This is a genomic window from Chryseobacterium jejuense (assembly GCF_900100075.1).
Taxonomy (GTDB): Bacteria; Bacteroidota; Bacteroidia; order Flavobacteriales; family Weeksellaceae; genus Chryseobacterium; species Chryseobacterium jejuense.
In genome coordinates this window covers 68,848-82,974 of record NZ_FNEG01000004.1, presented here as the reverse complement: position 1 = coordinate 82,974, position 14,127 = coordinate 68,848, and the positions used below count along the sequence as shown (strand labels likewise).

Below are 14,127 nucleotides of genomic sequence, written 5' to 3'. Positions count from 1 at the left end.
AAACATGCCTGTAAATATGATATAAAAAAAGACAATGCCAATAAACCTAATACCTCCGGACGGAGGCATGTTATATAAAGAAACAGATATGGCTCAGTTTTTCCCTGAACCATTAAATGCAATAACAGCTCTGTTATTTTTAGCCATAGCCATTTTTTGGACCATTAAAATGGAGGGTAATTTTAAAGCGTATCCTTTTTTAACATACTGCTTAATTTTGTTATACATTGGTGCCATCGGGGGAACTGTTTATCATTCATTCAGACAATGGCCGGTATTTATCATGATGGATTGGATGCCTATTATGTTACTCTGCTTGTCTGCCGGATTTTATTTTTTAGCGCAGAGCATCAAATGGTATTATGCTGTTGTAATGGTGCTCGCCTATATAGTACTCATGTTGGGTTTAAGAAATTGGATGTTGGTAGATAACGCTTCTCTCTTTATCAACGTAAATTATGCAATCATGGCTTCATTTGTACTTTTCTCGGTATTAAGTTATTTAATCTATACCCAATGGAAAGCCGGCAAATGGGTAGGCTTTGCTTTATTGTCATTTGTACTTGCACTCACTTTCCGCATTATTGATAAATGGGAATGGTTGAGTTTCGGAACACACTTTCTATGGCATACTTTTGGGGCAATAGCCACATTTTGCATGTTTAATTATATCTATCTTACGCGGAATACAATTAGAAAGACATAAGAAACTCTATACATTTTATTTGAAAAAATAATACATGATTATCAAACCTTTGGTTTGTGATTAAAAGAAATTCCCACAGATCCCACTCATTTCACGGATGTTTGTAGATATTTTCTCTCGCAGATCAGGCAGATTGAGCAGATTTTTTTTGTTCGATAATCACAATGGTGCAAGGGTTTTAATGATAATGGTGTTTTTAGGGCGCGGGAAAATCCAAGATTTTCAGCAATTTTTACAGCTGTAATCACTTAATTTAAGTAGTGAAAACTGCCGAATGCTAATTCGTAGCTTCATCGAATCAACGCGTTGATTCTACACTTTGCTTCCTTAAAATATGCACAAAGAAACTAAAACTTTGCGTTCCAAAAAATAAAGGTTCTCCTATTTATACAAGTTGATTTTCCCACAGATTCCACAAATTTCACAGATGTTTGTGGATATTTTCTCTCGCAGATCAGGCAGATTGAGCAGATTTTTTTTGTTCGATAATCACAATGGCGCAAGGGCTTTAATGATGATGGTGTTTTTAGGAGGCGAGCAAATCCAATATTTTCAGCAATTTTCACTGCTGTAATCACTTAATTTAAATAGTAAAAACTGCCGAAGGCTAATTCATAGCTTCATCGAATCAACGCGTTGATTCTACCCTTTGCTTCCTAAAATAGGCACAAAGAAACTAAAACTTTGCGTTCCAAAAAATAGAGGTTCTCCTATTCATACAAGTTGATTTTCCCACAGATTCCACAAATTTCACGGATGTTTGTAGATGTTTTCTCTCGCAGATCAGGCAGATTGAGCAGATTTTTTTGTTAGATAATCACAATGGCGCAAGGGCTTTAATGATGATGGTGTTTTTAGGAGGCGAGCAAATCCAATATTTTCAGCAATTTTCACCGCTGTAATCACTTAATTTAAATAGTAAAAACTGCCGAAGGCTAATTCGTAACTTCATCGAATCAACGCGTTGATTCTACCCTTTGCTTCCTAAAATAGGCACAAAGAAACTAAAACTTTGCGTTCTAAAAAATAAAGGTTCTCCTATTTATACAATTTGATTTTCCCGCAGATTCCACCAATTTCACGGATGTTTGTAGATATTTTCTCTCGCGGATCAGGCAGATTGAGCAGATTTTTTTGTTAGATAATCACAATGGTGCAAGGGTTTTAATGATAATGGTGTTTTTAGGGCGCGGGAAAATCCAGGATTTTCAGCAATTTTTACAGCTGTAATCACTTAATTTAAGTAGTAAAAACTGCCGAAGGCTAATTCATAGCTTCATAGAATCAACGCGTTGATTCTACCCTTTGCTTCCTAAAATAGGCACAAAGAAACTAAAACTTTGCGTTCTAAAAAATAAAGGTTCTCCTATTTATATAAGTTGATTTTCCCACAGATTCCACCAATTTCACGGATGTTGGTGGATATTTTCTCTCGCAGATCAGGCAGATTGAGCAGATTTTTTTGTTAGATAATCACAATGGCGCAAGGCTTTAATGATGATGGTGTTTTTAGGAGGCGAGCAAATCCAATATTTTCAGCAATTTTCACCGCTGTAATCACTTAATTTAAATAGTAAAAACTGCCGAAGGCTAATTCGTAGCTTCATAGAATCAACGCGTTGATTCTACCCTTTGCTTCCTAAAATAGGCACAAAGAAACTAAAACTTTGCGTTCCAAAAAATAAAGGTTCTCCTATTTATATAAGTTAATTTTCCCGCAGATTACACCAATTTCACTGATGTTGGTGGATATTTTCTCTTGCAGATAACGCAGATTTTATAAAGAGACTAAGCCTATAAGGCTTGATCTGGTTATTTCAAAAGATCTCAGAATTCTTAGGGGTAAAAAATCTGCTCAATTTGCAGAATCTGCGAGAATAATAGAAATTTTTGATCGCTTATAACTTAAGTGCTCTTTTCAACACTTAGCTTGTCACTAAAATAAACGCAAGTGTCTAAAATCTTTTGTGACTTTTGACTTCGTCGAAATAACATTCATCAACTAACAGGAGATAATCTTCGATTTGTGGTTAAATAAAAATATTTAAACAGTTTTTATGTGAAATTCACAGTTTTATTCTTTTAAGGTTGAAAGAAAGATGATTTACTTATATTTGCCCTGCAAAGTAAAATTAAATGTTCAAAAAAGTAAGCACTGTATTTATCCTTGGATTTTATACGGTTTTTTGTTCGGCCCAGCAGGTCCGGCCATCAAAATCATCTGAAATTTACCGTGAACTCAAAACCCTTAAACAACTGCCTAAAGTTTTATACCTTGCGGCTCATCCTGATGATGAAAATACAGGATTACTTTCCTGGCTAATCAACGATCAAAATGTAGAAACGGGCTATTTGTCTTTAACCAGAGGTGATGGTGGTCAGAATTTATTGGGTACAGAGCAGGGTGCTGCATTGGGTTTAATCAGAACACATGAGCTTTTAGAGGCAAGAAAGTTAGATGGTGCCCAACAGTTTTTTACCCGTGCGATTGATTTCGGGTTCTCTAAAAATACGACCGATACCTTTAAACAATGGAATGCAGACAGTATTACAGCGGATGTAGTTTGGGTAATCCGTAAATTCCGTCCGGATGTTATCATTTGTCGTTTTCCTCCTACTGCTGCGGCAGGCCACGGACAGCATGCAGCTTCGGCTGTGGTTGCAGAAAAAGCTTTTAAGCTGGCAGGAGATAAAACGGCTTTCCCGGATCAATTAAAATATGTGAACGTATGGCAGCCAAAACGTGTATTATGGAATACCTTCCGATTTGGTGGGGTGAATACTACTGCTGAAAATCAACTGAAAGTTACCGTTGGGCAATATGATGCGCAACTGGGAATGGGCTATGGTGAATTGGCAGGATTAAGCAGAAGTTTACATAAAAGCCAAGGTGCGGGAACACAGTCTGTAGCCGGGATTAGAACTGAATATTTTTCCCACGTTATTGGTGAACCAGCAAAAACAACACTTTTTGACGGAGTAGTTAAAACCTGGACTTCACAAGGAAACGCTGATATTGACCAATCACTAGATAAAATTATTTCCGCTTTCAATTTCAATAATCCAGACCGCAGCTTGCCTGCTTTGCTTGCTTTGCGAAAAAAAGTGGTGGCTCTTCAGGATACAGACCTAAAAAGAGATAAAATTAAATCTCTTGATAATATCATTTTAAGCTGTGCCGGATTTATGGGGGAGGTGGTTACCAATCAGGCTGAAGCTGTTGCCGGGGATCATTACAATTTCAGGTTAAATCTGATTTCAAGAACCTCAGATCCTGTGGTTATAGAAAATATAAAGTGGTTAAGTGAGACACAAAGTTTCAACAGAAAACTATCAAAAGATTCTTTAATTACCATTCAGCATGACATTCAGATTCCTGCAGATGCAGCACTTACAGAACCTTACTGGTTGGCAAAATCTCCTGTAAATGCGGCAACTTTCTCTGTTCCGAATGATACCTTAGTCGGTTTTCCAGAGGCAGAATCACCACTGAATGTTTGGGTTGGTTTAAAAATCGGTTCGGAAAATTTTCAGGTTAATCTTCCTTTATCTTTCAAAAAATTAGATCCGGTGCGTGGTGATGTGGTCGAAGCCTTGCGCATTGTTCCTGCATTGGAACTGAAATTTACACAACCTCTTTATTGGGCCAAAGAAAATGAAGATTTACATTTGAGTTTAAATGTAAAGGTTAATTCCAGCAAAAAGTTCAGTAATGGTAAAGTAAACCTGATGTATAACGGAGAACGATTAGGCGGCGCTGATTTAAGTTCACTCAATGGAAAAGATACTACCATTAATTATGTTATTCCAAAAACTAAGCTTGCTGCAATACAATCATCCCGTTTGCAATTAGATGCCAATTTTGTTGCAGATGGAGTTATTTATAATAAAAAACAAATATTAATTCAGTACCCGCATTTACCTTCCTTACAATATTTTGCGCCTGCCACTGCCACTGTAATGAAAGGCGATATTCAGACGAAGGTTAAAAAAGTGGGTTACATAGAAGGTGCTGGCGATTTCATCCCTGATTTCCTGCGCATTGCAGGTATTCAGGTAGATGTTTTGAAAGATGAAGATTTTTATGGCAAAATAGATGAATCCGGTGGAAACGGTAGTCAGAACAAGCTATCTCAATATGATGCTATTGTACTTGGTGTTCGTGCAAACAACACAGAGAAAAAATTAGGTCGCTGGATGCCTTTTTTATGGTCTTACGCAAAATCCGGAGGTAATCTGGTGATGCAGTATAACACCAACCAGGATACCACTGTTGACCAATTGGGAATGTACAATTTCAGTATTGCCAATAAGCGTGTTACCGAAGAAAATGCTGCGGTGAAGTTTTTAAATCCCAATCATAAATTACTGAACTTTCCAAACAAAATCACGGGGGATGATTTTAAAGGCTGGGTACAGGAGCGTGGGGCCTATTTCCCTGCTCAATGGGATGCAGCATATGAACCGCTTTTTGAAATGCATGATACAGATGAAGAGCCGCTGCAGGGATCAACTTTATATGCCAAATACGGGAAGGGCAATTTTATTTATACACCATTGGCCTTTTTCAGACAGCTGCCAGCAGGAAATGTTGGGGCGGCACGTTTATTTTTTAACTTTTTATCTGCACAGAAAAACGAATGAACAAGCAACTTAAAAATTGGAATATCTGGTATATACTATTGGCAGTCGCATTAGTATTGCAGATCGCATTTTATTATGGGTTTACTAAATTCTGGGCATGAGTAATATAGATTGGACAGTTCTCATTGTTACACTTGTTGCAGTGGTGGTTTACGGCGTATTCATCGGCCGTGGCCAAAAAAGCAACGAATCCTACCTGAAAGCAGATAATAAAATGCCTTGGTATATTGTACTCATAGGGATTATGGCTACGCAGGCAAGTGCCATTACATTTCTTTCGGCACCAGGCCAGGCTTATACGGATGGAATGCGTTTCGTTCAGTATTACTTTGGGTTGCCTTTGGCGATGATTGTGATCTGTATCACTTTCATTCCGATTTTTCAGCGCTTAAATGTGTACACCGCCTATGAATATTTAGAAAACCGTTTTGATAAAAAAACAAGGGTGCTCACTTCACTGCTTTTTCTTTTTTCCAGAGGCTTATCAACGGGAATCAGCATTTACGCGCCAAGTATCATCTTATCAAGCGTTTTAAACTGGAATATTTACTTAACCAATGTTTTAACAGGTGGTATTCTGTTGATTTATACCTATGTTGGTGGTGCAAAAGCAATCGCTCACACCCAAAAATTACAGTTTCTTATTATTCTGGGAACAATGGCTTTTGCGGGATATTTGCTTATTCAGAATATGCCGAATGGAATTGGTTTTAATGATGCATTGTATCTGGCGGGGAAATCCGGAAAGCTTAATGTAATCACCACAGAATTCGATTGGAAAGATAAATACAATATTTGGAGCGGACTGATTGGTGGCTTTTTTCTGGCGCTTTCTTACTTCGGTACAGACCAGAGTCAGGTCGGAAGATATATTACAGCGAAAGACAATACCAATGCAAAAATGGGTTTGTTGCTGAACGGATTGGTTAAAATTCCAATGCAATTTGCTATTCTCCTGATCGGTGCCTTGCTTTTCGCATTCTTTTCTCTAAAACCAGCTCCGATTTATTTTAACGAACGCTCTTATCAATATTTAAAGGAAACAAAACCTGAACAGGCCGCAGTTTTTGAAAAAGAGCATCAGGATTTACAATTAAAATTCAATGCAGAATCGAAAGAAATTTTAAAGTTGAAAGAAGATAATTCTCCCCAACTCAAAAAAACAATTCAGGATTTTAAAAATACACAAACTCAAGTAAAGGCACTGCACGGAAGGGTAGAGGAAGCGATCAATAGCTCAAACTATAATGCAGAGAAAACGGATACGAATTACATTTTCCTGTATTTCGTTAAAAATACCTTACCTGTAGGAATGATCGGTTTATTATTTGCGGTCATTTTTCTGGCCAGCTGGGGTTCCATTTCTGCAGCGTTGAATTCGCTTGCAGCCTGCTCATTAAAAGATGTTCATTTGATATTTAAAAAAGAAATTCCTGATGATGTCACCGAATTGAAGTATAGTCGTCTGCATACTTTAGCCTGGGGTATTTTCTCAATCGGTGTAGCCATGTTTGCCACTCAAATGGGGTCTCTTATTGAAGCGGTTAACGTATTAGGATCTCTTTTCTACGGCCCGATATTGGGGATTTTTCTGGTCGCATTTTACTATAAAAAAATCACCGGATCCAATGTATTTATGGCTGCAATATTATCAGAAATTACGGTTATTGCCGTTTATCAGTTTGATATCGTTTCTTTCCTTTGGCTTAATGTCATTGGGGCAGCGGCGGTAATTATATTTTCGGCAATCGGTTTATTGTTTTATAAGCCGAAAGCTGTAAATTCGTAAACAAACAATAATAATAAAAACAAATAAATAAAAATAATATGAAAACCATCATTAAATCTGCAGCAGTTCTTGTTGCAACAATGACAATCTCCATGAATGCCTTTGCACAGGATACTAAAAAGCCTGCCAGCCCTCCGGCTACTGCAACGGGAAAAATTAAAGATGCAACCATTACCATTGCCTATAGCAGTCCTTCTGTTAAAGGACGTACAATTTGGGGAGGTTTAGAAGCGTATGATAAAGTTTGGCGTGCGGGTGCCAATGAAGCAACGACTTTCGAAACGGATAAAGACATTACTGTTCAGGGTAAAAAACTACCTGCAGGGAAGTACAGCTTTTTCCTGGTTCCTAAAGAAAGCGGAACCTGGACTGCGATTTTTAATAAAGATCCAAAACAATGGGGTGCTTATAAATACCAAGAAGCTAAAGATGCTTTGCGTGTGGATGTTAAAACAAAAGCTTTACCAGCAACACAGGAAACTTTAGTGTATAAAATAAACAGTAATGGATTTACAATGGATTGGGATAAAATCTCAGTTCCTGTAGAAATCAAATAAATTTATATAAGAAATTAAAATCCCGGTTAACCCGGGATTTTTTGTTTAGAATTTTGATATTGTCTCAAAAATAACTGTCACTCAATAGTAAAAAGTATAATTTATTTTTGATTGGTCAAAAGTTGATTGATTTTCAAAATCATTTCCTTTGCATTCTGATTGGTTGGATCAAGTTCCAATGATTTCTGATAATCGTTTTTTGACAATGTGTATTCTTTTTTGTTAAAATAAGCTTCACCACGACTGTCATACACATTTCCTGATTTTGGAAACTGATTGACATTTAAGGTGAAAATCTTAAGTGCTGCATCTAATTGATTATCTTTTAGAAATTCATAACCAAGACCGTTGAGTTCATTTTCATTGGAGAAGTTATAATCATTTGGATTATTCTTTTTCAGTTCCTGGTACAACAGAATTCCTTTGTCTATATTTTTTAAACATTCTTTTCTGATGGTTAAGGCAATGGACTCTTTTTGAGGTGTAATGGGATAATTTTTCCATTGGTTCAAACTGGCAATACTTAAAAGAATTTCATCTATTAATTTAAAATTATTACCGTTAGTCATTACAACCAGACCGTTTCCGTCTTCAAGACTTCCGATATAATAACACACAAAACCTTCATTTCCACCACTATGTCCGAAATATTGTGTGCCTTTGAAATCATTCAGAAACACCCCGTAATTATTCTCAATTCTTTTTTCGGACATTTCCTTAGATAAAACTTTATTCGATTTACCTGCTAATGACAACTGTGTTTCAATGATATATTTTGCTAAATCATTTGGATTAGTCCATAAACCGGCTGCGGCTTTTTCAGGATAAATATGATATTTACCTTTTACTTCTTTTCCATTGTTATAAGCGGTTGAAAGTAATTTTTCTTTATCTGAAGAAGGTGGTTGATGGTAAGAGCTTTCGTTCATTCCTAATGGGGTCAAAACGTTTTTCAACATATAATCTTCATACTTTTCTCCGGTAGTGTTTTCAAGGATTAATTGTGAAATGGTTGTTCCACCCCCTGAATATTGAAATTTAAGGTTGGGCTCGAATACAGACCGTACCGCAGGGGAATTGGCTGGTTTTTGTCCGTTAAGAATTTGTATGAGGGTAGGTAATTCTTTCCCTTTTTGATAGCCTCCAAAGCCATGAACAGATAAGCCTGCTTTATGACTCAACAGATTGGCAATAGAAATTTTTTTCCCTTTTGACAGCGAATCGTATGGAAATTTCCAGGTTTTTAAATAATTATTGATGTCATCGTCCAACTCTAATTTTCCTTGTTCAACCAATTTTAAAACACCGAGACTATTGATAGACTTGCTAATAGATGCTGCCTGAAAAAGTGTTTGCGGGGTGGCTTTTCTGTTTTCTGCAACATCTGCATAGCCATAAGCTTTTGTCCATTCTACCTTATAATCTTTTATGACCGCAATGCTCACCGCATTCATATTGTAGAAAGCCATTCTTTCTTTTAGCGTCCATTTTTTTGTTTTGGATGTATCCCAACTGAGCAGATTGTCTTCGAATGATTGTATTTTATCCTTAACATTTTGGGCAAAAATATTCAACGATAAAGAAAGCAGTAGGAGTAGGTGTATTTTTTTCATTTAGAAATAATTAATTGATTTCATATTTAATAAGACAATTAAAAAAAGGATGTTATTACATTTGTACCTGTTTTACTTCCCTGTTTCTTTCTCAATTTTTTCTATCATTTTTTCTGCATTACCGTTGGTTCCGCCAAGACTGATTGCTTTTTTATAGTTCTCTAATGCCAAATCGTATTGCTTATTTGTAAAATAAGCTTCTCCTAAACTATCGAAAAGATTCGCGTCTTTAGGAAACTCATGGGTAGCCAATTTAAATATTGTTATGGATTCATTGGTTTTTCCAAGTCTTAATAATTCATATCCTAATTTATTGAGTTCACCAGAATTCTCAAAGCTATATTCATTCTTAGAATTTTCTTTGAGTAAATAGTACGTTTTTATAGCTTTATTAACGTCATAGAGAGATTCTTTTCTTATCGCTTGCTCAATAGATTTTTTAGGAATTTCGTATTCTTTTCCTAACATCACATTGTGAATAATATGTCCTAAATCCCAAACTCTATTGAGGTTATTGGACAATAGAATGATCGTAATATTATTTTTAAAATCGTTTAAAAAGATGGACTCAAATTTATAAGAAACCCCATTGTGTCTTTGTAGATCCTCTTTTTCAAAATATCTGCCAAGTGATCCACCTTCATCTTTTGCATAGGGGTTATTCAACAGAGTTTGAAAGGATTCTTTGGATATTAAACGACTAGAATTCATGGCTTCAATCCATTTATAAAGATCATTGATGTCTACCCAAAGCCAACCGCTAATAAATTTCAATTCCGGGCATCGGACATTGTCCATATCATAACAAGAGGTTCTGTTTTTATAACCTAATTCTGGCTCAAACACCGAATGGGTCATTTTCAGGGGTTTAACTATATTTTTAATGACAAATTGCTGAAAAGACATTCCGGTTACCTTTTCAATGATTCTTCTTTGTAAAAAGACATTGCCATTATCATACCTGTAGCCGGTTCCTGGTTCAAAAAGTAAGGTATCGTTGTTTCTCAAAATATTCCAAGCGCCTTCATCATTAATGATAGTTAAACCTGACTCTATTCGAGGAATACCACTTGCATAATTAATCAGATGACGTATGGTGACTTTCTCCGACCATTTCGGCAATCCCAAATCAAATTTGGAAATCGGGTCATCAAGAGTAAGAAGACCCCGTTCAACTAAAATCATGATGGCAACAGCATTAAATTCCTTTGCAATAGAGCCAATGTTGAATATTGACTTATTGTTTAAAGGAGTTTGTCTCGTTTCATCTGTAAACCCAAATGATTTCTGATACACAATCGTATTGTTTTTAACGACAAGGACGTTCCCATTGAATAAACCTCTTTCATAGGATTTTGTCATTAAAGAATTAATATCGACAGCTTTTTGTTCAGTCGAATTTTGATGTATCTTTTTTGTTTCTTTGGAATTATGTAACGCTTGGGCAGAATGCGTATTTGTAAATAAAACAGTTGTTAATAATAATAGAAACCGGTTCTTCATTTTAATTAGTTTTTCTTGAGATAGAATTTGCTTGATGGTCTAAAACTTTCTGCAAAGATGCTTTAAAACGCTGCAGTACGCGACCGATTAAAAAAAGTCGAACCCATTTCTTAGAAAAAAACAGATTAAATTGGATTTTTTCTGAAATCTGTGGGCGTTGTGCCCGTATGTTTTTTAAAAGAAGTACTAAACGACGATTTAGAATTGAAACCAACTTGGTAAAGAATTTCTAAAATAGTGAGCTCTTTTTGCAAAGGATCTTTCAATATTTCTTTTGCTTTTTCGATTCTATATTCATTAATGAAATCAAAAAAATGCTTGTTCATATACAGATTAATTAAAGCCGACAAATCTTTTACAGGCATATTTAATTGTTCTGCCAAATCCTGAATCGTTAATGAAGAATTGAGATAAGGTTCTTTTTCAATCATAAATTCTTTTAAAGCTAGAATTTGCTTATTTTTTTCATCATCAACTGCGGGAGAAGATTTTTGTTTCGGAATGAGTTCTACAATAGGTTTCAATTGAGCATTAACTCCTCTGAAAAATTCAGGTTTGTTTAACGCAACAAATAAATACCAGCATGTACAAAAGAAAAAAGCAAACCCATCGAGGGTGACAATCCATGCTCTGATCTCACCCCAACCAAAGAAATAAGTTACCAACCATCTTATAAGCACTAAAAAATGTAAGACATAATATAGAATGGTTATTTTGTAAAGTGCATTGAGGATAGAGATATTTGGATTTGTATAATTCTCGAGATAGACGGTTTTAGACTTTCTAATCACCAAAAATGAAGCAATAAAATAAACTTGAAATAGAAATTCAAAAAGAAAATAAAAAAATTGCATGATAGGTGATTCGTTCAAAGCATTGATGAAATTCACTTTCGAGACTCTATCTTCAAAATAAATCCCATACGCCATATACAAATTGAACGCAACAAACGGAATGGTGTGCCATAAATGTTTCGGTTGTAATCTAAATTTGGAAAAACAAACGGATAATACATAGAGATAAAACGATGCCGGAACCAAATAGTTGATACTCCAACGAAAAGCCTCCAGGTTGATGAAATGAACAGGGAAATCACGCATTAAAAATTTACAGGCATCCACGGCATTTGTAAAAAGAAAAAAGGCAAGAAGCCAATTTGCAAGTTTGTGCTTTGTTTTTACAGTCAATAAGAATAAGGCAAGAAACAACACCAAAAATATTCCTATAAATGCTGCTATTTCCAAAAAGCTGTATTTGTCCATAGTTTTTTAACGTAGGTGCAATTTAATATTTAAATAGGAAAGCTTAAAAAAGTATAAAAGATTTTTCCAAATGTTGAAAGTTGTAGTGTTATAAATATCAATACAGTCATACGTTTGGCTTATTTTGAAATAGTTAAAGTGATATTTGACATCAAAGCATATCAATGTACTCTTGCTCAATATAAAGAAGCGGAGCTTCGTAACCGTATAGAACCTTGTTCACTTCTTACTAAAGAACAGATTACCAATATACTTTAAATAGGGGCGTCAAATTTCCTGATCGGGCACGTAGGTTACTTGGGATATGCTTTTAAGGAAGTGATATTTGGTGAAAAATCGGAAATACTGGATCTTTGCGATTCAACGATTGCTGCCGGTATGAAAATTGTCCTTCATAGCGACAATGAAGTAAGTCCATTGGGACCTTTGAGAATGGTGGAACAATCGATTACCAGAATAATGGAAAAGAATCCAAAGGATATTGAAGTTTTAAACGATGCTGAACTTCTAATCCCTCTTCGTATACATACTTTTCAATGAAACTGTTTCTTACCTTAAATTCACTTTCTCTGAAAATGGTATTAAAACTTTCATCATCTATTTCTTTTTTTACTTACAAAATGAGGCTATCTCATTGTAAAAACAGCCTCGTCAGAACTTATTTATAAAGTACTATTCATCCTTTTCTTTCGGAACAATTTCTCCTGTTTCAGTAATAGTATACTTTTCATAAAAACTTTCAATGGTTTCAGGCTTTCCGGTAAAGGGGTTTCTTCCGTATCTTAATACATATTCATCTGCATTGGCAGGCTCTCCCATATTACCCATAAAACGAGGTGTGGGGTCTGCTTCATATTTATCCCACCATTCTTTTTCTTTTCTTTTTTCTTCGTCAGACAGTAAAGCTCGTCTTTTGGCTTTTTCTTCTTCAAATATTTTTGAGTTGAAACGGGCAATTTGTCCTTTGTGATCTTCTGATAACGAGTCGTATATCGCTCCGCCTATTTCTCCCTCTTTTTGATACAGAATGACTTTTTGCAATAAAACATCGTCAAAGATTTCCGGTAAATTGCTAAAATCTACATAAGGTAATTGAGTATTTCTTTCTTTTCTGTACTTTTTGGCCTCTTCAGACTCTTTAAAAGTGATATATTCTTCTTGCTGATGTGGTTTGAGAATAGTAAACACTTCATTAAAAATAGAATTGTTTAAATCTTCTATATTTAAAAGTAACTTTAAATTAAACTCAGGCAGTTCATTGGGGATATAGTTAAAGTAATCTGTTGCGAAAATCATATTTTTTTGAGTGTAGATTTAATATATTAATTTACTAAAGGATATGTTCTTTAAGCTTTAATTTAAAATTATTGTGCTTCTGAAATCATTTTTTCTATTAACTTCCAATCTACATTTTCATCAAAATGATCCCAATCTAAAATTTGATTTGGTCTGTTTTCAGCGGTTAATGGAGATACATAAAATATAGATCGGTAAGCTGTTTCCCTAATATTAACTTCAGTGTTTTTATCTTCGAGAATTGAATAAAGTGTTTTCATAACTGATGCTTTATTCTGTTTACGATATGTGTTTGCCCAACTTATCAGGGCATCAGATCTTGTGTCGTCATCTTTATCGTAAGAAAACATTTCCCAAGCTTTATCTCTAAATTCTTCCATTTCCCAATAAAAGCACAAAACTCTGATGGATGCACTGCGTGCTTGTTCGCTAGGATCGTCACATATTTTTATAATGATATTCTTTAACTGATTTTTTTCCTGAGGTGTCCAAGGATATTTTTTTCCGCAATCTATTAGTAAATCATATAATTTGTTTCCGTCTGATTCATTTTCAAGTAATTGCTGCATTTTTTCTATATTCATAATATTTGTAGTTAATTTTTTATAGTTTCCTGACTGCACCAGTTTAGCTGATATTTTTGCTACAACAACTGCATCTAAAATAGAACCTACAACAGAAATGACCATCCCAACAGTGCTCGGTAATATATAAATTATAATATTGAAGTAAAAGTTAAATTTGTAAAATAAAGAAA

The 14,127-nt window shown here is 35.1% G+C and carries 10 protein-coding genes; 5 read left to right on the top strand and 5 right to left on the bottom strand.

The features are described 5' to 3' along the window. Window positions 1–34: 34 nt before the first annotated feature. The 4 genes from BLS98_RS12775 (at window position 35) to BLS98_RS12760 (ending at window position 7,696) form a co-directional block, all read left to right on the top strand. Complete coding sequence (locus tag BLS98_RS12775; protein ID WP_089736902.1) at window positions 35–706, top strand: hypothetical protein; 672 nt, start codon at window positions 35–37, stop codon at window positions 704–706. Between the two features lie 2,136 nt (window positions 707–2,842). Then, complete coding sequence (locus tag BLS98_RS12770) at window positions 2,843–5,350, top strand: PIG-L family deacetylase (RefSeq protein ID WP_089736901.1); 2,508 nt, start codon at window positions 2,843–2,845, stop codon at window positions 5,348–5,350. Window positions 5,351–5,447: 97 nt separating this feature from the next. Next, window positions 5,448–7,139: a sodium:solute symporter family protein gene (locus BLS98_RS12765; RefSeq protein WP_089736900.1), complete on the top strand. Its 1,692-nt coding sequence runs from the start codon at window positions 5,448–5,450 to the stop codon at window positions 7,137–7,139. Between the two features lie 38 nt (window positions 7,140–7,177). Beyond that, entirely contained in the window at window positions 7,178–7,696 is a 519-nt protein-coding gene (locus BLS98_RS12760; RefSeq protein WP_089736899.1) for a DUF2911 domain-containing protein, read from the top strand. 101 nt (window positions 7,697–7,797) lie between these two features. Here BLS98_RS12760 and BLS98_RS12755 read toward each other — a convergent pair whose 3' ends face one another. The 3 genes from BLS98_RS12755 to BLS98_RS12745 form a co-directional block, all read right to left on the bottom strand. Then, window positions 7,798–9,309, bottom strand: coding sequence for a serine hydrolase (locus BLS98_RS12755; RefSeq protein ID WP_089736898.1), 1,512 nt, complete (start codon window positions 9,307–9,309; stop codon window positions 7,798–7,800). Window positions 9,310–9,381: 72 nt separating this feature from the next. Then, complete coding sequence (locus BLS98_RS12750; protein WP_228425206.1) at window positions 9,382–10,671, bottom strand: serine hydrolase domain-containing protein; 1,290 nt, start codon at window positions 10,669–10,671, stop codon at window positions 9,382–9,384. 266 nt (window positions 10,672–10,937) lie between these two features. Further along, window positions 10,938–12,074 (bottom strand): helix-turn-helix domain-containing protein, encoded by a 1,137-nt coding sequence (locus BLS98_RS12745; protein ID WP_089736896.1) that lies wholly within the window; start codon window positions 12,072–12,074, stop codon window positions 10,938–10,940. A 378-nt stretch (window positions 12,075–12,452) separates the two neighbouring features. Here BLS98_RS12745 and BLS98_RS23325 point away from each other — a divergent pair, with 378 nt between their 5' ends. After that, on the top strand, window positions 12,453–12,614 hold the full coding sequence (locus BLS98_RS23325; RefSeq protein WP_167356221.1) for a hypothetical protein: 162 nt from the start codon (window positions 12,453–12,455) through the stop codon (window positions 12,612–12,614). A 132-nt stretch (window positions 12,615–12,746) separates the two neighbouring features. On the opposite strand, the gene BLS98_RS12735 is transcribed toward BLS98_RS23325, so the two are convergent. After that, on the bottom strand, window positions 12,747–13,370 hold the full coding sequence (locus BLS98_RS12735) for a hypothetical protein (protein ID WP_089736894.1): 624 nt from the start codon (window positions 13,368–13,370) through the stop codon (window positions 12,747–12,749). Between the two features lie 68 nt (window positions 13,371–13,438). Further along, a complete protein-coding gene (locus BLS98_RS12730; protein ID WP_089736893.1) occupies window positions 13,439–14,059 on the bottom strand; it encodes a hypothetical protein in 621 nt (206 codons plus the stop codon). Window positions 14,060–14,127: the final 68 nt, after the last annotated feature.